Source organism: Rhodanobacter sp. K2T2 (genome assembly GCF_013408815.1).
Classification (GTDB): Bacteria; Pseudomonadota; Gammaproteobacteria; order Xanthomonadales; family Rhodanobacteraceae; genus Rhodanobacter.
This window is the reverse complement of the sequence record NZ_JACCCA010000008.1, coordinates 62547-86251: the sequence shown is the minus strand read 5'-3', so window position 1 is coordinate 86251 and position 23705 is coordinate 62547. Positions and strand designations below refer to the sequence as shown.

The window sequence follows — 23705 nt, the reverse complement described above, 5'->3', positions numbered from 1 at the left end:
GCTTCGCGCGGTGGCTGGCCAGCAGGACTCTGCGCTGTTTGCTCGCCGAACCACCGCCTTCCTTCCCCGTGTAGTGTGCTGCAATGAATCGCGCCGCCAGTCCCCCTGCTGCACCTGCCGAGCGCCGCCTGCGCCTGTTGAGCTGCAATATTTTGGCTGGCGCCAGCGTGCAGCGTTACAGCGAATACGTCACGCGCAGCCTCACCGCCGTGCTGCCTGGGCGCAGCAAGATGGACAACCTCGACCGGCTGGCCGAGGTGCTGCCGCAGTTCGACGTGATCGGATTGCAGGAAGCCGACGCCGGCAGCCTGCGCTCGGGCTTTCTCAACCAGACCCGCTACCTCGCCGAAACCTCCGGCATGCCGTTCTGGAGCCACCAGCCGAATCGCCCGATGGCGCGACTGGCGCATTCGGCCAACGGGCTGATCAGTCGGATGGAACCGAGCTCGGTGCTGGACTATCCGCTGCCCAGCCGCATCCCCGGCCGCGGCGCACTGCTGGCGCGGTTCGGCGAAGGCGACGGCGCGCTGGCGGTGATGGTGGCGCACCTCTCGTTGAGTGCGCCGGCGCGGGCAAAACAACTTGGGTTTATCGCCGAGTTGCTGCAGGATTTTCCGCACGCGGTGCTGATGGGCGATCTCAATACCGAGCCGCACAGCGCGGAGATGCATTACCTGTTTTCCAAGTGCGGCCTGCAGCCGCCAGCGCAGTCCACCCCAACCTTTCCCAGCTGGAAGCCGCGGCGGGCGCTGGATCACATCCTTACAACGGCGGCGATCCAGTTGGACAAGACCTGGACGCTGCCGCAGGCTTTCTCCGATCATCTGCCCATCGCGGCGGAGATTAGGCTGCCTGCGCACGTCGGCACCGCGACGCAAGGACGCCACCGATGAACCGCCTGCCCATTCGAAACCTTCGCACAATAACCCGCACGAGCACGAGTGCATGACGTCCTCATCGAATCCCGCCGGCTGGTCGCGCAAGACGCTGCCTTGGCTGCTGCTGATCATCGTCGGCGTACTCGCCGCTGCGCTGCGCTACGGCATGGTCGAACCCAGCGCCGTCGTGCAGCTGTGCGAAAACGGACATGCCCCGTGGTGGTGCAGCACGCGTCAGGCCATCGTGGTCGGCTTTCTGAGCAATGGCTTCGGTATCGCTGCCCTGATTGCCGCGGCGCTGTCACTGCTGTGGAAGCAGCCGTGGGCGGCATGGCTGGCCGCAGCGTTCGGTGCTTTTGCGCTGGAAATGTACTGCTTCGAGGCAGGCGCGCTGGCGCTGCTGATCGGGTGCCTACGCCTGCTGCGGATTCAGGCGCAGCTGCTGCCGCGCCTGTCGCCAGCCGACTAGCACCGGCGCGGCAATCGCCGAGTTCAAGAGCAGCCAGAGCCAGGCCACCGGCATCACGCCAGCCTCCTGCAGCACCACCACAGCGGCAAGTATCGGCAGGCATGCCGCCAAAAAGCGCTCCTCGACCATCGGCATCCTCGCCTCATGCCGATCCGACAGCAGCGCCATCAGGGCGTAGCCAATACACGGCAGCGCGAACAGGCCTAGCGGAAAATCGCGATAGCGCCCGTCGAACACCTGCAGCAAGTCGAAGTACGTCAACAGGAATAGCCATCCAAACCGCAGCCACGCCGACGGCCTCATCGGCGGCGTGAAGCCTGCCAGACGCGCCGCGATCCAACGCGCCAGCTGCAGCGCGGTTGCCAGAGCCGCCACGCAGGCGGCGATCGACAGCGCCCACTCCACCGTGTTGCTGCAGGCAAACCACATCTGCCGCGCTTGCCAGGCCAGCGCGCAGCCGCTGGCAGATCCCAGCAGCATCAGCGCAAGCCAACCGCGTTTGCGGTTCCAGCGTCGGCGCCAACTGCCTGCCAGCAAGAAAACGATCGCACCGACCGCGCCGGCCAACCAGCCGTAGGCCCAATGCGGCTCTTCGGTCACCGGGCCCTGCATCGGAAATTTCGGTTTGGCATTGACGTCGAAGATGCCCCAGTAGCCGCCCACCGTACCTTCGAGAACCCGTTGCCACGGCTGGTCGAATGCCGCGAATACGTTGTAAGGCATGCGGGCGGTCGTCGCGTAACGCATGAACTCGCGCAGGTAACGCGCCTCGTCGACCACGCTCGCCTGCACGCCCTGTCGCGGACGTCCTTCGCTGGGCCAGCCGGTCTCTCCGATCATTATTTGACGCCCGGGAAAGGCGCGCTCGACTCGCGCTGAAACCTCCTCCACGTGCTGCACAGCCAGCGGCGACGGCACCGGCTTGTCTTCCCAGTAAGGCAAAATGTGGATAGTGATGTAGTCGACCGACGAGGCCAGCTCGGGATGGCGCAGCCAGAATTCCCACACGTCCGCGTAGGTCACCGGCACGCTGACGGCCGCTTTCACCTCGCGCAGATAGCCGGCTATCTGCGCCGAGGAAAGCTCACCGCGCAGCAGCACTTCGTTGCCGACGATAATGCCGCGGATGGCCTGCGGATTCGCCTTCGCCGCCGCGATGCCGAGCCGTATCTGCTCATCGTTCAACGTGGGATTGCGGCTGAGCCAGATGCCCATCAGCACTTTCATGCCATGCCGCGCCGCGATCTCCGGCACCGCGCTCAGGCCCTGCCCCTGCGAATAGGTGCGCACGCAGTCGAAACGCTGCGACAGCATGCGCATGTCCGCGTCGACCCGCTCAGGGCTGATGAAGGCTTTGGGATCGAGTGGCGACTCGCCGGCACGGCGGAAGGGACCGTAGGACACGCAGGCGATGCGCGATGACGGCGCATCGGGCAGCTCGACCGGCCTGCCGATCGACCACCACCACCAGGCGCCCGCCGCAGCGGCAAGCAAGAGCAATAGCCAAGTGAGTCCGTGCCGGCGATGCGTGGGCGAGGGCTCTGGAGGCATGCCGAATCCATCTCGTATAAACGGTATAAGCGTGCGAGTTTAGCAGGCCCGTGCGGGCTCACTAATCTTGCGATGCCCGCCATCGTGAACCGCGCTGTCATGCGCCGTCGGGGCATCCACTACACTGGCGGTCGAACGATTGCAGGAGTTCCCATGTTCGTCGCTACTGTGCCTAGGCGCATTTCGATTGCCGGTTTATTGCTGAGCCTCACCATGCTTTTGGGCGCTTCGTCCGCGCATGCGGTCGAGCCATCGGACGCGCAGCGCGCCGCGTTCAAGCAGGCTTATGCCAGCGCCCAGCAGCAGGGCGGCGACGACTGGCGCCAGCTGGCCAGCGGCCTGCGCGATTACCCGCTGTATCCCTACCTGCAAGCTGCCGCGCTGGAGCACGATCTCAAGCAGGACGACCTTGCCACGGTGCAGGCCTACATCAAGCAATACCCGGACTGGATTCCCGCCGCCGACCTGCGCCGCGATTTTCTGCTGGAACTGGCGCGACGGCAGGACTGGAACGATTTCCTGGCCCTCTATCAGCCCAATCTCGGCGACACGCTGACCTGCGATGCGCTGCAGGCGAAACTGTCGCGCGGCGCCACACTGGATTTCGATCGCGACCTGGCCGACCTGTGGAGCAAGCCCAGCCTGCCCGACGCCTGCGATCCGGTATTGAGCGCGGCAAACGATCAAGGCCTGTTGACCAGCACCCGACTGTGGTCGCGTATCGATCGCGCTGCCGACGCGGGACAGCCCGGCACCATAAGCAAGCTGGCCGGCTGGCTGCCGCAAGGCGATCGCGCGACCGCCCAGCAGCTTGCGCAGGCCTTGCGCGATCCCGCCTCAGCGGTTGCCGCGGCAGCCAGCTGGCCGGACACGCTGCGCACGCGCGAAGCGGCCACCCTGGCGCTGACGCGGCTGGCGCGACGGCAGTCCGCCAGCGCCGACACGGGCTGGCAAAACCTGCAGACGCATTTCAGTTTCAGCCCGTCGCAGCGCGATCAGATCCTGCGCACGCTGGCGCTGTTTCATGCCACCGACTTCGACGAAAACGCGCTGACCCGCCTGATCGACCTGCCCGCCGCCGCGCAGAGCGACAGCACGCGCGAGTGGCGCGCGCGCATCGCGCTGGCGCAGCAGGACTGGAACGCCGTGCTGGACGCGATCGCGGCAATGAGCGACGCCCAGAAAGCCGACGGCGAGTGGCGCTACTTTCGCGCCCGTGCGCTGGCCGCGCTGAACCGCAGCAGCGAAGCGCAAGCCGTGTTCGGCGCGTTGGCGAAGGAGCCCACCTTCTTCGGCTTCATGGCAGCCGACAAACTCAACCAGCCCTACGCCATCTGCCCGCTGCAGCTGGCCGGCGATCCGCAGCGCGAGCAGGCGCTGCTGGCCCGGCCGGGGCTGCTGCGTGCCTTCGAGCTTTACGTCGTCGGCCTGCCCAAGCTGGCCCGGCGCGAGTGGTCACGCGCGCTGCAGGGCGACGACCAGAGCACGCTTCGACTGGCCGCCGATCTGGCCAACCAGCGCGGCTGGTACGACCGCGCGGTGTTCAGCCTCAGCAGCGGCGACGCGCTGCGACTCTACGACCTGCGCTTTCCGCTGGCCAGCCAGGACGGCGTGGTACCGCAGGCCGAACAGGCCGGCATCGAGCCGGCCTGGGCCTACGGCATTTTGCGCGCGGAAAGCGCGTGGATGACCGATGCGCGCTCCGGCGCCGATGCACGCGGACTGATGCAGCTGGTGCCGGGCACCGCTGCCATGGTGGCGCGCAGCAATGGACTCAACTGGAACGGCGGCGATTCGCTGTACGACCCGACGGTCAACATCACCCTGGGCACGCGCTATCTCGCCCAGCTGGCCGGCCGCTACAACGGCGCGCCGTGGCTGGGCAGCGCCGCCTACAACGCCGGCCCGAACAAACTTGACCAGTGGCTGGCTGCACGCGGCACGCTGACGCCGGACGTGTTCGTCGCCACCATGCCGTACAAGGAAACCCGCGAGTACGTGGCGCGCGTGATGGCCTTCAGCGTGATCTACGACTGGCGCCTCAACGGTAACGCCGTACCGCTGGCTACCCGCATGAGCCCGATTGGACAGACGTACGAGCTGCCCAACGCGATGACGGTGAAGCGCTCCATCGACTGCCCGGCCAGCGCGGTCATCGACAAACCGGAGAGCACGCCGGCGCCCATTCCCGCCCCAGCGCCGGCCGTCACGCCCGTAGGGGCGTCATCCACACCCGGCGCGTCACCGTGAAGCGCCATACTTGATGACGTCGTCCATCCCTTTCGAGACATAGCAGGATCCAGCCCCATGGCCGCACAGAAAATCGTCATCCTCGGCGGCACCGGTTTCGTCGGTAGCCATCTCGTCCCCCGACTCGCCGCCGATGGCCACCACGTCGTGATGCTTAGCCGCAACCGCGAGCAGCATCGCGCGCTGGGCGTACTGCCCACCGTCGTCGTTCGCACCGCGGACGTCTATAACGACGAGGTGCTGCGCAAGGAATTCACCGGTGCCGATGCGGTGATCAACCTCGTCGGCATTCTCAACGCCGGCGGCCCGCACAGCTTCCAGCGCGCGCACGTGGAACTGACCAAACGCGTGATCGCCGCCTGTCATGCCAGCGGCGTCGCGCGCCTGCACCAGATGAGTTCGCTGAAGGCCGGCCAGGGGCTGTCGCAATACTTGAAAACGCGCGGCGAAGCCGAATCGCTGGTCAAGGCATCCTCGCTCGAATGGACCATCTACCAGCCCAGCGTGATCTTCGGCCCGGGCGATGGCCTGGTAAGCCGATTCGCCTCGTTGCTGAAAAAACTGCCGGTGTTTCCGCTGGCTCGCGCCAAGTCGCGAATGGCGCCGACCTACGTCGGCGACGTCGGCGAAGCCATCGCCCGCTGCGTCGCCAGCGACAAGCTCGGCAAACGCAGCAGCTTCGAACTCTATGGCCCCGAAGTGCTCACCCTCGGCGAGATCGTGCGCAAGATCAGCGACACTGCCGGCCTCAAGCGCACCATCATCGCGCTGCCCGACAGCCTGGGCCGCCTGCAGGCGCAGGTCGCCGGCCTGCTGCCCGGCAAACCCTTCTCACTCGACAACTTTCTGTCGCTGCGCACCGACTCCGTCGGCAAGACCGACGGCTACGCCACGCTCGGCATCGTGCCGCAACCCTTCACCCCCTGGCTGCCGCGGCTGATCCACGGTTCGCCGCTGCAAAACCGGTTGAACCAGGCACGCGCCGCCCGGCGATAGACCCGCGAGGATCGTAGGTTGGGATGAGCGCCAGCGAATCCCAACGCGGTGCGGGCGAAGGTGTTGGAGTTCGCTTCCGCTCACTCCAACCTACGGCGCTTTTTCGGATGAAACCTATGCGCATGGCAAACCCTTCATCATGCAAACCTATCTAGTCGGCGGCGCGGTTCGCGATGCCCTGCTCGGGCGACCGGTGGTCGATCGCGATCACGTGGTGGTCGGCGCGACGCCCGACGAATTGCTTGCGCAGGGCTACCGGCCGGTCGGCAAGGATTTCCCGGTATTTCTGCACCCGCGCAGCGGCGAGGAGTACGCGCTGGCGCGGACTGAGCGCAAAACCGGCCGCGGCTATCACGGTTTCGTGTTTCAGGCCGACGCGACGGTGACGCTGGAACAGGATCTTGCACGACGCGACCTCACCATCAATGCGATCGCGCAGGACGAGCACGGCGCGCTGACCGATCCGTATCACGGCGTGCGCGATATCGAGGCGCGCGTGCTTCGCCACGTGTCCGAGGCGTTCGTCGAAGACCCGGTGCGCGTGCTGCGGGTGGCGCGTTTCGCCGCGCGCTTCGCATCGCTGGGTTTCGCCGTGGCCGATGAAACGTTGGCGCTGATGCGGCAGATGGTGCGCGACGGCGAGGTCGATCACCTCGTACCCGAACGCGTATGGGCGGAAACGCGCAAGGCGCTGGCCGAGCCGCAGCCCTCCGCGTTTTTGCGCGTACTGCGTGCATGCGGCGCGCTCGCCGTGCTGTTTCCCGAAGTCGACGCGCTCTACGGCGTGCCGCAGCGGGCGGAGTTTCATCCCGAGATCGACACCGGCGTGCATCTGGAAATGGTGCTCGATGCCGCGGCGCGTATCGCGCCAGGCAACGACATTGTCGGCTTCTGCGCGCTCACGCACGACTTGGGCAAGGCGCTGACGCCGGCAGGTGAACTGCCGCGCCATGTCGGCCACGAGCATCGCGGCGTGGCGCCGCTGCGCGTGCTGGCCGAGCGACTGAAGGTGCCGACCGAGCACGCGGCGCTGGCCGAACAGGTATGCCGCGAACATCTCAACGCCCATCGCGCCTTCGAGCTGAAGCCGGCCACGGTACTGAAGCTGCTGAGCGCACTGGATGCGTTGCGCAGGCCGGCAAGGCTTGAGCTTTTTCTTGCGGCCTGCGAGGCCGACAAGCGCGGCCGGCTGGGCCACGAAGACGATGCCTATCCGCAGGCCGACTACCTGCGCACTGCCCGCGCCGCCGCGGCGGCGATCGACGCCAGCGGCTTCATCGCGCAGGGACTGGTCGGCCCGGCGATCGGCGCGGCGATGAACGCGGCCCGCATCGAGGCGATCGCGCTAGTGAAAACTGAACATTCGTAAAAGCTGCGCGTTGTATAAAGTCTGGATAAATGGCGCCCGGAACGCGCGCTGACCGATTGGTTTTCATTTTCTGGAGTTACCGGTGCCGCGAGCTTTCACCACGGTCTCACCCATGCGTCAGCGTTTCCGTCCGCTGCTGTGGCTGGCCATCACCTTTATTGCGATCGCGCTGGTGACCCGCGTGGCACTGCTGGTGATGTCCGGTGCCGACGTATCGCATAGTCCGCTGAACTTGCTTTACAGCTTCGGCGTGGGCCTGGGCTACGACCTGATCACGTTTATCTACGTGGCGTGGCCGATGGTGCTGTTTCTGTGGCTGGTGCCGGCGCGACGAGCGCGGATTTCCGGTGTCGGACAGTGGCTGCTTTACCTGCTGGGCATGGCGCTTTTGTACGCGGCCTGCCTGGGTCTGGTGTTTTTGCGCTGGCACGTGCACGTGCACGAGTCGTGGCCGCTGGTGATCCTGTTTCTGTTTTTCCTGCCCATGCCCGCGCTGGCGTATTCAGGGCGCAGCGGCCAGTGGGCGATGTACCTGATGGGGCTGGCGCTGCTCTACGGACTGCTGTTCGTGGCGGCGTGCGAGCTGGTGTTCTGGAACGAATTCAGTGTGCGCTTCAACTTTATCGCGGTGGATTATCTGGTCTACACCACCGAGGTCATCGGCAATATCCGCGAGTCGTATCCCATCTTCACCTGGCTCGGCCTGCTGGTGATCGCGACCCTGGTGTTGTTCGCGCTGAGCAGGCGCGGCCTGCGCACGCGCGACGACGGCAGTCGTTTCTGGCAGCGCGGCAGCGTGGCGCTGCTGTGGCTGGTGCTGACGGTGGCATCCCTGTTTGCCGTCAACGGCGGCATGAAGGATCAAACCCGCAACAGCTACGTCAACGAGCTGGCCGGCAACGGCATCTACCAGTTTTTCGCCGCGTTCCGCAGCTCGCATCTGGACTACGCCAAGTTCTATCGCACCCTGCCCGACGACAAGGCCTTCGGCATTCTGCGCGAGCAGCTGAAGACGCCCGACGCCACGTTCGTCAGCCGCGATCCACAGGACCTCACACGCGAGATCCGGCACAGCGGCAACGAGAAGCATCTCAACGTGGTGCTGATCAGCGTGGAGAGCCTTTCGGGCGATTACCTGGGGACGTTCGGCAACAAGGAAAATCTCACGCCATATCTGGATTCGCTGGTCGGCCAGAGCGTGTTCTTCGACAACCTCTATGCCAACGGCACGCGCACCGTACGCGGGCTGGAAGCGCTGTCGCTATCGGTACCGCCTACGCCGGGCGACTCGCTGATCCGCGAACACCGCAACGAAAATCTGTTTTCGCTGGCCGACATCTTCAACGATCGCGGGTACCAGTCGGACTTTGTCTACGGTGGCTACGGCTACTTCGACAACATGAATTATTTCTTCAGCCACAACGGCTATCGCACGGTCGACCGCGGCGACATTCCCAAGGATGCGCCGATCCACAGCCAGAACGTGTGGGGCGTGTCGGACGAGGATCTGTATACGCTGGCGCTGCAACAGATGGACGACATCCACAACGATGGCAAGCCGTTCTTCCTGCACATCATGACCACCTCCAACCACCGGCCGTATACCTACCCGGCTGGCCGCGTATCGCAGGTCAGCCCGTCGCGGCCCGGTTCGGTGGCATACACCGACTGGTCGATCAAGGACTTCATCGAGCGAGCGCGCAGCAAGCCCTACTTCGACAACACCGTGTTCGTCATCACCGCCGATCACTGCGCCTCCAGCGCCGGCAAGACCACGCTTCCGATCAACCATTACCACATCCCGCTGTGGATCTATTCGCCGAAGAATTTTCCACCGCAGCGCGTGCATCAGTTGATGGGCCAGCTGGATATTCCGCCGACCGTGCTGGGCATGCTCAACTTCAGCTACCGTACGCGCTTCTTCGGCCAGGACGTGTTCGCGATGCCGCCGAACGAGGGACATGCGCTGCCGGGTACCTACGAAAAGCTCGGCTATCTGCGCGACAACGCGCTCACCGTGCTGGAGCCCCAGCGTAAGCTGGAGCAGTTCACGCCGGACTACGCCACCGGTGACGCCACGCCGATCAATCCACAGAACCAGACCCTGATCGATCAGGCGGTGGCGTATTACCAGGTCGCCAGCGAACAGTTCCGGCGCGGCCAGCTGGCGCATCGTGCCAGCGATTCGACGCCGGTAACGCCCTTGCCGGCCCCCCCAACGTTACCGGCGAAACCGGACATGGCGCCAGCCCCGGCTACCAGCGCCAGCAAAGTTCCCACCGGCACGTAAGCGTCATGGCATCATCCTGCGGCAAGTTCGAGCCGCAGGATGATCGGCAAGGCAAGTGCGACGTCATCCGTCCAATGCCATCAGACGTCTCAACGTCTTCATGTCTGTCTGACCAGGGGCCTCTTCAGATGTTGCAGCATCGTCCCTTTGTGCGGCTCTTCGCCGGCCTGTGCCTGATCTGGTTGACGCTGAATCTGCCGCTGCTGCTGAACATCCGCGTGCTGCCCTGGGACGCGATGATTTCGTCCTATCCGACCGTCTATTTCAACGCGCATAGCCTGCGTATGGGCCTGTGGCCCTGGTGGAATCCGTATATCTATTCAGGCTACCCGCAGATCGCCGATCCCCAGGGCATGCTGTTTTCGCCGCTGCTCATGGCATGGATGCTGCTGCGCAGGGCGCCGGGCGCCAGCTGGTTTGCATGGGGCGTGCTGCTGCACTTGCTCATGGGCGGCACCGCCATGCTCGCCCTGTTGAAGCGCTCTGGTGCGAATGCTTTTGGCGCGCTCGTTGGCGCCACGGTGTTCATGGCCGGTGGCGTCGCCGCCTCGCGCATGGAACATACGCCGATCCTACTGGCCTACGCGTATGCGCCGTTGGTGCTGCTGGTACTGCGGCACTTCCTCCAGGCGCCGGACTGGCGCCGCGGACTGCTGCTGGGTCTGGTCGCTGGCGCCATGGTCACGCAGCTGGTGCAACTCACCTATGTACTGACGCTGATGATGGTCGCCTATGCGGCCGGTGCCAGCGTTACGCATTGGCGCGACTACGGCGCGGCAGCACGATGGCGCTGGTTCGTCGGCATGCTGCTCGCGATCCTCTTTGCGTCGGCTATCGGTTTGCCGCAGCTGCTTTTCACCTGGGCTTATACGACGCTGTCGAACCGCGCCACGCTACCGCTTGCTACCTCGGCGAGCGCCTCACTGGATTGGCGTGCGCTGCTCACGTTCTTCGACCCCAACGCGCTGCATGCCTTGCGCGGCAGCTACAGCGGCCCGGCGGACCGCGTCGAAGCGTATCTATACATCGGCGCCATGCCGACCTTGATGCTCGCGGGTATCGGCATGGCCTGGCGTGAACCGCCGCAGCGGCGGCAGCTGATCTTTTTTGCCGCCGTAGCCGTGATCGCCTTTTTCTACATGCTGGGCGTGAACACGCCTTTCTATGCGTGGCTTTATGCGTGGCTGCCTGGCGTGCAGCAGTTCCGTCGGCCATCAGATGCAGCCTACCTGCTGAATTTTTCTCTGGCCATGTTCAGCGGGCTGGCGGCCAGTCATTTTCGGCTGGATTCACGACGCCATGTCGCCACTTTGCTCGCCGTCGCGGCGCTGTGGCTGACGCTCTCCAGCCTGCCCATGCATCACACCTACGCGCGCTGGCACGGCGAAAGCCTGATTGCCGCCGTCGTCGCCGTACTGGCGTTTTGGCGGCTGCGGCGTACGGGCACGACGCTTCGCACAGCGACGTGGTTGCTGGTACTCCTGGTGGTGGATTACCGCTGTTTCAACCTCGACGGCACGTTCAACGAAGGTCCCGACAAGGCGAAGATCTTCCTGCACGACGCCACCGCCGACTTTCTGTCCGCGCGCATGCAGCCGGCTCCAGGCACGTTGCCGGCAAGGCTGGAGCCCGTCGATGCGGGCAGCCAGTGGGACAACCTTGTGGTGCTGCGCGACCTGCAATCGACCCAGGGTTATAACCCACTGCGGTACGGGCTCTACGATCGCTGGTACGGCGCACGCGGCAACGGCAGCGGTTTCGACGGTGCACCATCGCGGGTCAACACGCTGTTCAACACGGCGCCAGACAGCAAGCTGAGCGATCTTCTCGGCGTACGCTATGTAATCGATGTGCACAAGACCGAAACAACTCCGTGGCCGGCCCCGTCGGGTTACGAAAAAATCTTCGCCGACAGCCAAACCCATAACGAAGTCTGGCAAAACGACAAGGCGTACCCGCGGTGGCTCAACCCGACGCATGCGATCGCCTTGTCCCCATGGCAGCTCCCTTCGCCATCGGCTTTCGACGCAACGGATTTTCGCACTACGGTCTGGCTGACCCCACGCGACACGGAAGATCAGCGCACGGGTGAGAACGTGGCAACCGCATGCACTGCCCAGCTGGCGATCGCCGACGTGCAGGCCACGCCGACGCAGCTGTCCATGCGTACGCAGTCATCCGGCGCCGGCTGGCTGGTGCTGAGCGAGCTGGACTTCCCCGGCTGGGTCGCCGATGTGGACGGTGCAAGCCTGACGATTCATCGCGCCAACGGCATGTTCCGCGCGGTGTGCGTGCCGGCCGGTCTTCACGTCATCCGTTTTGTGTTTCACCCGTGGACGATGGTTGCCGATGTCTGGCGGCAGCGCTCGCGCTGATCCATTCGATCGAGACCTACAGACGAGCCGACTGATCGGCGGCGAACAGGTCGACCGGCAAGGGCGGCGTATCGAGTCCGCGAGTGAACAGCATGGCTTGGAAGCGCTCGCCCATCTGGTCGGGCAGCATCAGGCGTTTGACCTGCTGGGCGAGCTGGTAGGCGGCGCGATCGTCGCCGGCCTCGCCCTGCATGCTTTGAAAGATATCCTGCAGGCCTGCACCGATCAGGAAGGACGCCTGCGGCAGATAGACGGCCAAATCGAAGCCCGCGCTCTTGCCGGCTTCGGCCACGGCGGTGAAATCGACGGAGGCGGTGAGGTCGTTGAGGCCGGGCAGATACAGCGGATCGTTATGCGCGCGATGGCGGTAATGCGCCATCAGCGTACCGTCGTCGCGTTCTGGCAGGTAAAACTCGCGGCGCACGTAACCATAGTCGACAAACAACATGATGCCGGCGGTCAGTGCGCCGGCAATCGCCTGAATCCAGAGCGGCAACTGCGGCAGCACTTCGGAGCGATAGCCGTCGACGAATCGGGTGCCCAGATCGCGCTCGATATGGCGTACCGCGCCGGATACCAGCGCATCGGCCGGACAATCGATGCGCTGCAGTCGACCGTTGCTGTCGAAACTGACATGCTCTTCGAAGATTTCGCCATCGCGCACGGTGAAGCGTGTGGCCGGCAGCGCATCGATGACTTCGTTGGCGAACAGAACCCCGCACCAATCCGCCTCGGGCGGGCGGTCGAGCCAGCGCACGCGGGCGTTTATCTCCGGCGCAAGATTGGCCAGCAGCCGCTCGCGCTGACGCTCGCGAAGGTCGGCACTCGGTTCCAGAATCAGATAATGACGCGGCAGGGTGTTGCTCGCCGCCAGCGCCTTGAGCGCCGTTTCGGCAAAGGCGCCGCTGCCACCGCCGAGCTCCAGAAAGTCCGCCTCCTTACCCAGCGACGCCAGCGTGGGCTGCACCGCGTTGACGACGCAACCGGCGAACATTTCGCCGAGCTCGGGCGCCGTGACGAAATCGCCGGCAGCGCCAAACTTCGTGCGGCCGGCGCTGTAATAGCCCAGGCCGGGCGCATAAAGGCAGCGCTCCATGTACTGTGCGAACGGGAGTGGACCCTGCGCAGCGATCGTCTGGTGCAGCAGCTGCACCAGACGATCGGAATGGGCGCGCTCGTCGGTGCCGGGTTCGGGAAGTCGGGACTGCATGGGCGGCGTTGCCATTGACCAAAAGCGCGGCAAGCATAGCGGATGAACGCGTGGCCTACCGTTCTCATGCCGTGCCGTCTGTCAGTCTAGCTGCCGTCCCACAAAAGCTCGTCGCTTCGTTGCCGCCTCAGAAATCCTTCTGCAGCGTGACGTACAGACCGCGACGAGGACCGTACTGCGGCGCGCCCACGCCAATACCGGTACCGTCACGTAGCTCATAGGTGCGATCGAGCGCGTTGATCACCGCCAGCTGCGTGTGCAGCTTGCCGATGCTGGCGAAATTGAAATCGTGCGACACGTTGAGATTGAGCTGGAAATAATCCGGTAGCGACAGGCCGTTCGGCGTGTCGCCGTCCCGCCGCAGACCGGTGCCGAACAGGTAATCCGCGCCCACCTTGGTGGTATCGGTCAGCGCGTAGGTGATGCCGCCGGAAGACGTAATCTTCTGGTCGTGATCGAGGTGGATGTAGTTGTCGTAGATGTAGGCCAGATCCACCGGCGAGAAGTTGTACTGGCCGGTGATCACGCGCTCGCCCATCGCGCGGTTGAAGGCGATGTTGGTATAGAAACTCAGCGGGCCCTGATCGTAGTTCAGGGTGAACTCGTTGCCGCGGATGCGGCCCGAGTTGTAGTTGAAGGTGGAGAAGATCAGCGCCGCGCCGAACTGGCCTTCGTCCTGCAGACGGTCGACTTTGCGGTAGTAGCTGTCGAAGCCGATGGTCCAGGCCGAACCGAAGTTCTGCGAGATGCCGGCGTCGTAGTAGTTGGATCGCTCGGTCAACGGGGTGTTGTTACCGTTGCTGGGCAGCGCGTTGGTGGTGCCCTGGAACTTGATGATGTCGGTGGTGGTGATCGCCTCGGTCGCCGGCGGCGTGAAGTAACGTGAGTAGCCGGCGTGCAACGTGGTGCTGTCGGTGGCCTGGTAGACCAGGCCCAAGCGCGGGCTCAGCTGGCTTTCGGTGCGGAAGGCCTGATATTCATCGGCGCGCAGGCCGTAGTTCATGGTCAGCTTGTCGCTGATGCTCCACTCGTCCTGCAGATAGGCCGCATAGGTCTTGGCGACGATGCGGCTCTCATCGAAGATATTGAACGGCACGGTGCTGGTCTGGTTGCCGTCGGCGTCGGCCGGGAACACCAGCGAGTTATTGCCGCTCACCGCGCGCTCGAAGTTGCCGTAAACGCCGTAGCGCAGCGTGTTGCTGTCGCCCAGCGGCGTGGAGAAATCGGCCTGCAGCGTGCTGGCCACGTTGCTGCGATTGATGGTGGCAGCAACACCGTTGAACATCAGGTCGCCCACGTCATCCGGCAAAAAGCCTACGCTGGTATAACGCCGTCCCAGGGACACCTGATAGGCGGTGTCGCCGAGCTTACCCTGCAATGCCAGTACGCCGAAGCGGGTTTTTTCGTTCTGTTGCTCGTTGAGATTGGCCGAGTTGAAATCGACCGTATCGAGATAGCCGTAGGTCGGCGTCTGGCCGGGGTTGTTGGGAATCTGGAAGCGGTTGTTCGAAACGCCGAAAAGGAAGCTCAGGCGCGTGTCGTTGTTGATCAGGTACGACACGTCGCCGAAGGCCTTCACCTGGTTGGTATGGTCATGGATCGGCGTGCGGCTTGCCGTCGGATTCTCGATGCCGACGTCGCTTTCCATGTAATTGGCGGTGAGGAAGTAGCTCCAGCGGTCGTTGCTGCCCCAGATCGACGCATTGGGATTGAACGTGCCGAACGAACCGGTGGTCACGCCGACGCTGCCGCCGTTGCCGAGGTCGTGGCCGCTCTTGGTCGTGATATCGACCACCGCCGCGGTGCGGTCGCCGTACTGCGCCGGAAGTGCACCGTCGAGCAGCTTCACATTCTGGATCGTGCGCGCGTCCAGCGCCTGACCAAAGCCGGAGATCGACTCGGGAATGAGCACGCCGTTGATGCGGTACTGCAGGTTGGCGTGATCGCCGCGTACGTGGATGCCTCCATACGAATCCTGCACCACGCCCGGTGCCTGCAGCAGCACCTGGTTGAGCGGTGTGGATGCACCCAGCGGCAGCTGCTCGATCGCCTTCTGGTCGATCACGTACTGGCTGCTGCCGGTGTCCGGCGAGAGCGAGTTGCGCGCCTGATCGAGCGCTGCCGTCACGTCCACCGCGCTCAGGTTCTTGGCATCTTTCGACGGCTGCTTGTTGCGCGAACCATGATCGACCGTGCCATCCGTCGTTGCACTGTCGCTGGCAGCACTGTCGCTCGTGACGGGTGCGGATGGATTGGTCGGTGGCGTGGTGTCGGCGGCCTGAGCGGATAGTGTGCCCAGGGCAAGGGCAAGGCTCAGGGCAAGCAGGGAGGGCTTCATCGGGGGTTCCATCAGGGGCAGTAAAAAGGAGGTGTGTATGTAATGTTATAACATTACTTAACTAGCGTGTAGCGCGTATGCGCCAGAAGTCATGCTTGCGGGGGTATCGATGATCATTTGGCCCCTGGAGCCTGTTCATGACCTGCCCGCATATCGCATTGTCATCGGAGCGGTCGTCAGGCGGCGGCGCGATGGCAACCCTCCGGACCGGGGCCACGCGAAGTCCTGAGCTTACCGATGCAGCCACACAACGCGCCGACAAGAACGGTACGCGTCGACCCGGCAAAATGCCGCTCTTTGAGCCGAGCTTCACGCCGTTCGCCTAGACTGCGTCCTACCCTCTGGAAAACCGGCCTGCGCGCCAAGCGCATCCGTCGCTGAATCAGGCATTCGGGAGCCACGCATGAGCAAGACCAGCAAGAACGTACCGGCCGTTATCGAGCCGGTAGAGCACAACAAGGTGACCCAGGCCATCCTCGATTTCGTCAGCAAGGTGCCGGCGAGCAAGATCGACAGCAGTGCGAATCCCGACGCGGAGGCGCACCGCATCGCCAACGCGGCCGCCCGACGCGCGGCCCTGACCGCCGGTTCGCTGGCGCTGCCGCCCGGCCCTCTGGGCTGGCTGACCATTCTTCCGGAGCTGACGCTGATCTGGAAAATCCAGGCGCAGATGGTCAGCGATATCGCCGCGGCGTATGGCCATCACGCGTCGCTCGGCCGCGAACAGATGCTGTGGTGCCTGTTTCGACATACCGCCGCCCAAGCGTTCCGCGATCTGGTGGTGCAGATGGGCGACCGGCTGGTGTTTCGTCGCATGTCGCACGGCATCGCACAACGCGTGGCCAAGCAGGTTGGCATCAAGCTGACCCAGCGCACCGTCGGCGAAGGCATCTCACGCTGGCTGCCGGTTGTCGGCGCGATCGGCGTGGGCGCCTACGCTTATTACGACACCGGTCACGTCGCCAGCACGGCCATTGCGCTCTTCAGCGGCAATATGGAAATGATGGACGACGCCGATGATGCAGTCGCCGCCTCGGGCGCCGCCGCAGCCACTGCGGCCGTGCTGAAACCCAAGCCAAAAACTGTCAGCGCCGCCAAGACGGCGGTGAAAAAAGCGGTGAAGAAAGTCGCGAAAAAGGCCGCCAACAAGGCGCTGGCGAGCACTGCGCGCAAGATTGCCAAGAAGGCCGATAGCGTGAGCAAAGCCGCCAGCAAACGAGCGGCCGCCAAACCCCGCAAGCCGAAGTCCGAATGAACCCGCAAGCTCCGGCACTCGGCGGCGTGGCCCACGCATGACCACGGCACATCCTAGACCCGTTGCTCTGATCACCGGCGCCAGCCGCCGCGTCGGCGCGGTCGTCGCGCGCACGTTGCACACGGCTGGCTACGATCTGGCATTGCACTATCGCCACTCCAGCGATGAGGCACAAGCCTTGGCGAACGATCTGGAAGCGCAGCGTCCGAACAGCACGCTGCTGATGCAGGCCGATCTGGCCGATCTGTCTGCACTGCCTGCCCTGATCAACACGCTGCTCGCGCACTTTGGCCGGCTCGATGCGCTGATCAACAACGCCTCCGCGTTCTATGCCACGCCGCTGGACAGCGCCACATCCACGCAGTGGAACGAACTGTTCGCTTCCAACGCGCAGGCACCGTTTTTTCTGACACAAGCAGCCATACCGGCGCTGCGTAAAAGCGGCGGCGGCATCGTCAACATGCTGGATATCTACGCCGAGCGGCCGCTGGCCGGCTACACGCTGTACTGCATGGCCAAGGCTTCGCTCGCCGCCATGACGCGCTCGCTGGCGCTGGAGCTCGGCCCGGACATTCGCGTCAACGGCATCGCGCCGGGCGCGGTGCTGTGGCCGTCCGAAGGCAAGAGTGAGGAAGAACAGAACGAACTGCTTTCGCGCACGCCGCTGAAGCGCGCCGGCACACCGGAGGATGTCGCCAGCGCCATTCTCTGGCTGCTGCGCGATGCGCACTACACAACCGGCCAGGTCATCCACGTGGACGGCGGACGCATCCTGTCCATCTGAAACCTGCCAACAAAAGGCCTCCCGATACGGAGGCCTTTTTGTTCAAAATGTAACGCCAGCTGCAGCGATTATTTCTTGCTGCGAAACGCCTGATCCAGCAGCACCGAATCGAAGCCCACGCTCGTTTCGCCGGACTCCGCATAGCGATACAGGGCCGCCGCATAGATGCCGTGCAAGGATGCCTGAATCAGCCCGAGCAGGGTCAGGCCGAGCACCACCACGACAATAGCGACGACCAGCGCCGCAACAGACTGCAGCGCCATCGCGCCGCCGATCAGCACCGCGGCCACCACGACGGAAAGCACCATAAAGACGCCGAACACTACGCCAATACCGCCGTTACCGATCAAGTTTTCGCCCCAGCTGCGCTTGAGCAATTCCACGCTGTGCTTGACGGCATCGACCGGCCCCACTTCCTGGCTGGCGAGAATCGGCACCACGAGAAACGTCGCCACCGTCCAGGCCAGGCCCAGAAAGCCGACGACAAAACGACCGATCAGACCCAGCCGCTCCTGCACCATGCGCAGCACCAGCCCGACCGTCGCCGCGATCAGCGCATAGCCCAGAATGTGCGTGATCCTGGAACGCGCCAGTGCGAAGCCCGCCGATACGCTGGTCGGCTCACCGCGCAAATGCATCAGCGCCACGCCGGTCAACGCCGTCTGGAAAAAGATGATGACGAAGTATTGCACCAGATAAAACGCAAACATCAGCAGATACGAGCCGGCCGACATGCGCTGATGAAAATCCTGCCCGGCGTGTTCGTTGCCGACCATCATCAGTATCACCGGCAGCAGAAAACTCGCCGCCACCAGCAGCGTGCACGCTCCCGACAGCAGCGGAAAAATCAACAGCGACTTGTCCGACTGCAGTACGGCCGCGCTGGCCTTCATCAAAGCCCAGCTTCGCGAAAACTTCCCCGCCATGACGTTTCTCCCCCGTGGATGACGCTGCTGTTTTAGCACCGATTGAAATGCTGCAACAGTGACGAATGGCGGGGAAGGGAAATGGCGATTGCGCAGGGCGCTAGCAGCCAAAAGACCAGACTCGCCCGGAAGCGCTCAACTCCGTCTACCCTGAGCGTAGCGACGCAGTGGCGCAGTGGCGCAGTGGAAGGGTAAGTTGTTGGAGCCACTTTGACTCTGCTTGCTACGCAAGCGACGCTCAGTGCGAACGGGCGGGCAAGCAAACGAGTTGACTTGGCAGGCAATGGAAAACGGCAAAACACTGCGTGACTTCGCTTGAGACCGACAACCAGTCCATGCAGCTGGCATGGAAATAGGAAAGCCTTTGCCTAGCCCGCCGACAAATCCATCGACGTATCAACGCTCATCGGTTCGCTCTCAGCCGGAAACTTCCGCCACAACTCGGCCATGCTTTCGCCGCTGAGCGGATGCCGGAAATCCGGCGCGATATCGGCGACGGGGCGCAGCACGAAGGCGAACTGCAGCTCGTTGCGCGGTATCTGCAGATGGCCCGGGCCATCGATGATTAAATCGTCGTAGAAGACGATATCCAGATCCAGCGTGCGGTCCGCGTAGCGCGGCACGTCGCGGCGGCGGCCGTGGCGATCTTCCAGCGCATGCAGCCACTCGTTCAACGCCGTCGGCGAAAGATCGGTGTCCAGACCCACGGCCAGATTGACGAACTCCGCACCCTCGAAACCGACTGCCTTGCTGCGATAAGCGGGCGACACGGCGAGCGCGCCGAAGCGTTGGCGCAGTTCGTCGACAGCAGCTCGCAGATAACGCTGAGGCTCCACGTTGGAGCCCAGGCTGAGATACACGCGCGCCATCAGTCCGGCCGCGTGCCGCGTTCGATGCGCACGCCGACCGACTTGGCGCCGCGCACCGCGCCGGGCTTGGACAGCTTCAGGCGCACCCAGCTGACGCCGAATTCCTCACGGATGATCAGCGCGCAGCGCTCGGCCAACGTCTCGACCAGCCCGAAGCTGGATTCGCCGACGTAGCCGATCAGGCGCTTGGATACGTCCTTGTAATTGAGCGTATCGGCAATGTTGTCGCTGGCGGCCGGGCGCGTGTTGTCGAAGGCCATCTCGATGTCGAACGACAGCGTCTGGCGCACCCGACGCTCCCAGTCGTAAATACCGATGACGGTATCGATACGCAGGTCTTCGATGAAAACGATATCCATGGAAAGCATTGCCCGTTGATCAGGGGCACAGGGTCGGCGAGCCGGCCCGCAGATGCAAGCCGCCGATTGCCGCAGCGGCGGTCATGCGATCATAGGCGCATGACCACGTTCAATACGCTTGCCCTCAAACCCGCCCTGCTCGACAGCGTCGAAACGCTGGGCTATGCCGATATGACGCCGGTGCAGGCGCAGAGCCTGCCGCCCATGCTCGAAGGTCGCGACGTGATCGCGCAGGCGCAGACCGGCAGCGGCAAGACTGCCGCTTTCGGCCTCAGCCTGCTGCAGACGCTGGACGCCGACACCATTCGCCTGCAGGTGCTGGTGCTTTGCCCCACGCGCGAGCTGGCCGATCAGGTGAGCAAGGCGATCCGCCGGCTGGCGATCAATATTCCCAACGTGAAGCTGCTGACGCTGTGCGGCGGCATGCCGCTCGGCCCCCAGCTGGCCTCGCTGACCCACGATCCGCATATCGTGGTCGGCACGCCGGGCCGCGTGCAGGAGCATCTCAAGCGCGGCAGCCTGCACGGCGGCGGCATCAAGGTGCTGGTGCTGGATGAAGCCGACCGCATGCTCGACATGGGCTTCAGCGACGCGATCGACGACATCGTCGGACGCATCGCCAAGCATCATCAAACCCTGCTGTTTTCCGCCACGTATCCGCAGGAGATTCGCGCCGTCAGCCAGCGCCTGCAAAAGAATCCGGTCGAGGTCACGGTGGACGCGCCGGCCAACGAGGTGCCGGCGATCGAGCAGCGCTTCCACGAAGTGGAGCCGGCGCAGAAGATCGATGCGCTGGCGCAGCTGCTCAGCGGCGAGCGCGGCGCCGACGTATCCGGCCAGCAGGCGCTGGTGTTCTGCAATATGCGCCGCGAGGTGGATGCAGTCGCACTGGAACTCGACCGCCGCGGCTTTTCGGCGCTGGCCCTGCACGGCGACATGGACCAGCGCGACCGCGACGAGGTGCTGGTGCGCTTCGTCAATCACAGTTGCAGCGTGCTGGTGGCCACTGACGTCGCCGCGCGCGGGCTGGACATCGTCTCGCTGCCGCTGGTCATCAGCTACGACATCGCGCACGATCCGGAAGCCCATACGCATCGCATCGGACGCACCGGCCGCGCCGGTCAATCGGGCCTGGCGATCACACTGTGCGCGCCGCGCGAACGGCCCAAGGCACTCAACATCGAAGAGCTCAACGGTACGCCGCTCGCCTGGCGGCCGCTGAAAGTAGCGCCCCAGCGCAGCAAGACCCTGCATTTGGCGCCGATGAAAACCCTGGTGATCGACGCAGGACGACAGGACAAGCTGCGCCCCGGCGACATTCTCGGCGCGCTGACCGGCGACGCCGGGCTCGCCGCCAAGGACATTGGCAAGATCGACGTCTATGCGACGCGCGCCTACGTGGCCATCAGCTGCTCGCTCGCCGCCAAGGCGCTGGAGCGCCTGCGCGCCGGCAAGATCAAGGGCCGCAGCTTTCGCGTTCGCCCGCTGGGTTGATTGCGGACTATCTATTATCTAAACAGACGACGGAATGACTCCGATGATTCGACGGCTGACTTATCTCTTCGCGCTTGCCCTGCTGACCTGCTGCGCGCCCGCCGGCGCGGCGATACCCACGTATAGCTACAAGGTTGTGCACGTCTATCCGCACGACATTACCGCCTATACCGAAGGTCTGTTCTACAAGGACGGCTTTCTCTACGAAGCCACGGGCGAAGAGGGCGAATCGACCGTGCGCAAGGTCGAGCTCGAAACCGGCAAGGTGCTGCAGCGCTACGACGTGCCGCCGCAGTATTTCGGCGAGGGCATCGTGGACTGGAAGGGCAAGCTGCTGCAGCTCACCTGGAAAAGTCAGATCGGCTTCGTGCACGATCTCAGCACGTTCAAACTGGAGCGCAGCTTCACCTATCCCGGCGAAGGCTGGGCGCTGACGCGCGACAGCAAGAAGCTCTACATGAGCGACGGCACGCCGACGCTGCGCGTGCTCAACCCGGATACGCTGCAGCAGATCGGCAGCATCGACGTCACCGCCGACGGCGAGCCGGTGAAGAACCTCAACGAGCTGGAGTGGGTGAAGGGCACCCTCTACGCGAACGTGTGGCTCACCAGCAAGATCGTCCTGATCGATCCGGCCACGGGACACGTGACCGGCATCCTCGATCTCGCCAGCCTGTTCGACGTGAGTCAGCTACCGGAGCCGGTCAACGATTGCCTCAACGGCATTGCCTACGACGCCAAGCACGATCGGCTTTTCGTCACCGGCAAGCGCTGGCCCAAGCTGTTCGAGATCAAGCTGGTGAAACAGCCGGCGACATAAGCGCTCAGGACTCTCCGGTTCGCCATGTCGATACTCCCGACGCCACGGCGCGCCGGTCGCTGGGTACTGGTCGTTGTCCTGGCTAAGCGACCAGGAGCGCAGGAGTTCGAACGTACGTCAGTCCGTGCCGGATGTGTCGGTATCGGAAATGATTCTCCCGCCCTGCTCCAGCCACCGCGCCGCGCCGCGACCGGCTATCAAACCGCTGGCGAAACACGCGGTCAGCAGATAGCCACCGGTCGGCGCTTCCCAATCCAGCATTTCCCCGGCGAAGAACACGCCGGGCTTGGCACGCAGCATCAGGGCATCGTCGAGCGATTCCAGCTGCACGCCGCCGGCAGTGCTGATCGCCTCCGCCATCGGTCGCGGCCGGCGCAAATGCAGCCGCAGTGCCTTGAGCTGCGCCGCCAGAGCAACGGGATCGGCCAGCGTGGGCTTGTCGACCCGCTCGAATACCAGCGCGCTCTTGTACGCATCCAGCCCTGCACGACGACGCAACCAGTCGCCGATGCTGTGCTTGCCGCGCGGCGCGGCCAGCCGTTCGGCGAGTGCGGCCTGCGTGTAGCCCGGCACCAGGTCCAAGGTCAACACGGCTTCGCCGTTTGCGGCGATCTGCTCGCGCAGCTCGGCGCCGATCGCGTAGATCAGACTGCCCTCGATGCCGTATTCGGTCAGCACGAACTCACCCTGCCGCGCATGCGCGATGCCCTGACGATCGGTCCAGTGCGCGATCACAGGCTTCAAAGGTGCGCCGGCGAAGCGGCCGATCAGGTACTCGCTCCAGGGGATTTCAAAGCCGCAGTTGGCGGACTGCAGCTGGGAAACCTCGGCGCCTAGCTGCTGCATGGCATCCACCCACGCGCCGTCGGAGCCGAGCTGCGGCCAGCTGGCGCCGCCCAGGGCGAATATCACCGCATCGGCTTTCGCCGTGCACTCGCCATGCGGCGTGCCGAAGCGCAGCACGCCATCACGCTGCCAGCCGAGCCAGCGGTGATGCATGTGGAAACCGACGCCCGATTCGCGCAGCCGATGCAGCCATCCGCGCAGCAGCGGCGCGGCCTTCATATCGGCAGGAAACACGCGGCCGGAGCTGCCGACAAAGGTCTCCACACCGAGGCCGCTCGCCCACTTTCGCAGGGCCTGCGCGTCGAAGGTCTCGAGCCAGCGGCTGATTGCTGTCTGGCGCGCGCCGAAACGACTGACGAAGTCGGCCATCGGCTCGGCGTGCGTGAGGTTGAGGCCACCCTTGCCCGCCAGAAGAAATTTTCGGCCGACCGAACCCATCGCGTCGTATAGATCGACCTCCATGCCGATAGCACGCGCCGCTTCGGCGGCCATCAGCCCCGCAGGGCCACCGCCAATGATCGCAAGTCGGGGAGTGTCGGCTTCAGTCATCCATCCATGGTGGCACGTCGGCTCGACCGGCCAAAGCAGCGTCGGCGCGCGAGCGCTACTTCCTAGGCTAGGCCCAT

The 23705-nt window shown here is 64.3% G+C and carries 18 protein-coding genes; 11 read left to right on the top strand and 7 right to left on the bottom strand.

All coding sequences use genetic code 11. The features are described from left to right. The first annotated feature begins 83 nt into the window (after positions 1-83). Positions 84-893 (top strand): endonuclease/exonuclease/phosphatase family protein, encoded by an 810-nt coding sequence (locus HDE78_RS13905; protein WP_179480501.1) that lies wholly within the window; start codon positions 84-86, stop codon positions 891-893. 52 nt (positions 894-945) lie between these two features. Beyond that, a complete protein-coding gene (locus tag HDE78_RS13900; protein WP_179480499.1) occupies positions 946-1347 on the top strand; it encodes a hypothetical protein in 402 nt (133 codons plus the stop codon). On the opposite strand, the gene HDE78_RS13895 is transcribed toward HDE78_RS13900, so the two are convergent. Next, complete coding sequence (locus HDE78_RS13895; RefSeq protein ID WP_179480497.1) at positions 1291-2898, bottom strand: glycoside hydrolase family 17; 1608 nt, start codon at positions 2896-2898, stop codon at positions 1291-1293. The two genes, HDE78_RS13900 and HDE78_RS13895, sit on opposite strands and share 57 nt — an antisense overlap. Before the next feature lie 153 nt (positions 2899-3051). Between HDE78_RS13895 and HDE78_RS13890 the strand changes: the two genes are divergently transcribed. From HDE78_RS13890 to HDE78_RS13870, 5 genes are all read left to right on the top strand, one after another. Further along, positions 3052-5148, top strand: coding sequence for a transglycosylase SLT domain-containing protein (locus HDE78_RS13890; protein WP_179480495.1), 2097 nt, complete (start codon positions 3052-3054; stop codon positions 5146-5148). 57 nt (positions 5149-5205) lie between these two features. Then, positions 5206-6144 carry a complex I NDUFA9 subunit family protein gene (locus HDE78_RS13885; protein WP_179480493.1) on the top strand — a complete coding sequence of 313 codons (939 nt, stop codon included), beginning with the start codon at positions 5206-5208 and terminating at the stop codon, positions 6142-6144. A gap of 139 nt (positions 6145-6283) precedes the next feature. Then, a complete protein-coding gene (locus HDE78_RS13880; protein ID WP_179480491.1) occupies positions 6284-7513 on the top strand; it encodes a multifunctional CCA addition/repair protein in 1230 nt (409 codons plus the stop codon). 112 nt (positions 7514-7625) lie between these two features. Continuing rightward, on the top strand, positions 7626-9803 hold the full coding sequence (locus HDE78_RS13875) for an LTA synthase family protein (RefSeq protein ID WP_179480489.1): 2178 nt from the start codon (positions 7626-7628) through the stop codon (positions 9801-9803). A 128-nt stretch (positions 9804-9931) separates the two neighbouring features. Next, positions 9932-12178 (top strand): YfhO family protein, encoded by a 2247-nt coding sequence (locus HDE78_RS13870; protein WP_179480487.1) that lies wholly within the window; start codon positions 9932-9934, stop codon positions 12176-12178. Positions 12179-12194: 16 nt separating this feature from the next. On the opposite strand, the gene HDE78_RS13865 is transcribed toward HDE78_RS13870, so the two are convergent. Further along, on the bottom strand, positions 12195-13388 hold the full coding sequence (locus tag HDE78_RS13865) for an SAM-dependent methyltransferase (protein WP_179480485.1): 1194 nt from the start codon (positions 13386-13388) through the stop codon (positions 12195-12197). 127 nt (positions 13389-13515) lie between these two features. After that, a complete protein-coding gene (locus HDE78_RS13860) occupies positions 13516-15726 on the bottom strand; it encodes a TonB-dependent receptor (protein WP_179480484.1) in 2211 nt (736 codons plus the stop codon). A gap of 403 nt (positions 15727-16129) precedes the next feature. Between HDE78_RS13860 and HDE78_RS13855 the strand changes: the two genes are divergently transcribed. Together HDE78_RS13855 and HDE78_RS13850 are read left to right on the top strand one after the other, a co-directional pair. After that, positions 16130-16981, top strand: a complete 852-nt coding sequence (locus HDE78_RS13855) for an EcsC family protein (RefSeq protein WP_255457813.1) — start codon at positions 16130-16132, stop codon at positions 16979-16981. Between the two features lie 37 nt (positions 16982-17018). Then, positions 17019-17765, top strand: a complete 747-nt coding sequence (locus HDE78_RS13850) for a pteridine reductase (protein WP_179480482.1) — start codon at positions 17019-17021, stop codon at positions 17763-17765. Between the two features lie 68 nt (positions 17766-17833). Here HDE78_RS13850 and HDE78_RS13845 read toward each other — a convergent pair whose 3' ends face one another. From HDE78_RS13845 to folB, 3 genes are all read right to left on the bottom strand, one after another. Continuing rightward, entirely contained in the window at positions 17834-18691 is an 858-nt protein-coding gene (locus HDE78_RS13845; protein ID WP_179480480.1) for a DUF6159 family protein, read from the bottom strand. 368 nt (positions 18692-19059) lie between these two features. Further along, on the bottom strand, positions 19060-19560 hold the full coding sequence (gene folK / locus HDE78_RS13840; protein WP_179480478.1) for a 2-amino-4-hydroxy-6-hydroxymethyldihydropteridine diphosphokinase: 501 nt from the start codon (positions 19558-19560) through the stop codon (positions 19060-19062). After that, positions 19560-19919, bottom strand: a complete 360-nt coding sequence (folB, locus tag HDE78_RS13835) for a dihydroneopterin aldolase (RefSeq protein WP_179480476.1) — start codon at positions 19917-19919, stop codon at positions 19560-19562. Before folB ends, folK begins: the two co-directional genes overlap by 1 nt. A 99-nt stretch (positions 19920-20018) precedes the next feature. On the opposite strand from folB, the gene dbpA reads away from it, so the two are divergent. Both dbpA and HDE78_RS13825 read left to right on the top strand, forming a co-directional pair. Beyond that, positions 20019-21413 (top strand): ATP-dependent RNA helicase DbpA, encoded by a 1395-nt coding sequence (gene dbpA / locus HDE78_RS13830; RefSeq protein ID WP_179480474.1) that lies wholly within the window; start codon positions 20019-20021, stop codon positions 21411-21413. Between the two features lie 43 nt (positions 21414-21456). After that, the gene (locus tag HDE78_RS13825; protein ID WP_179480472.1) at positions 21457-22233 is read left to right on the top strand and encodes a glutaminyl-peptide cyclotransferase; all 777 of its coding nucleotides are present in this window, start codon (positions 21457-21459) and stop codon (positions 22231-22233) included. Between the two features lie 117 nt (positions 22234-22350). Here the strand turns inward: HDE78_RS13825 and HDE78_RS13820 are convergent, their stop codons facing one another. Continuing rightward, positions 22351-23628, bottom strand: coding sequence for a TIGR03862 family flavoprotein (locus tag HDE78_RS13820; RefSeq protein WP_179480470.1), 1278 nt, complete (start codon positions 23626-23628; stop codon positions 22351-22353). Between the last annotated feature and the right edge of the window lie 77 nt (positions 23629-23705).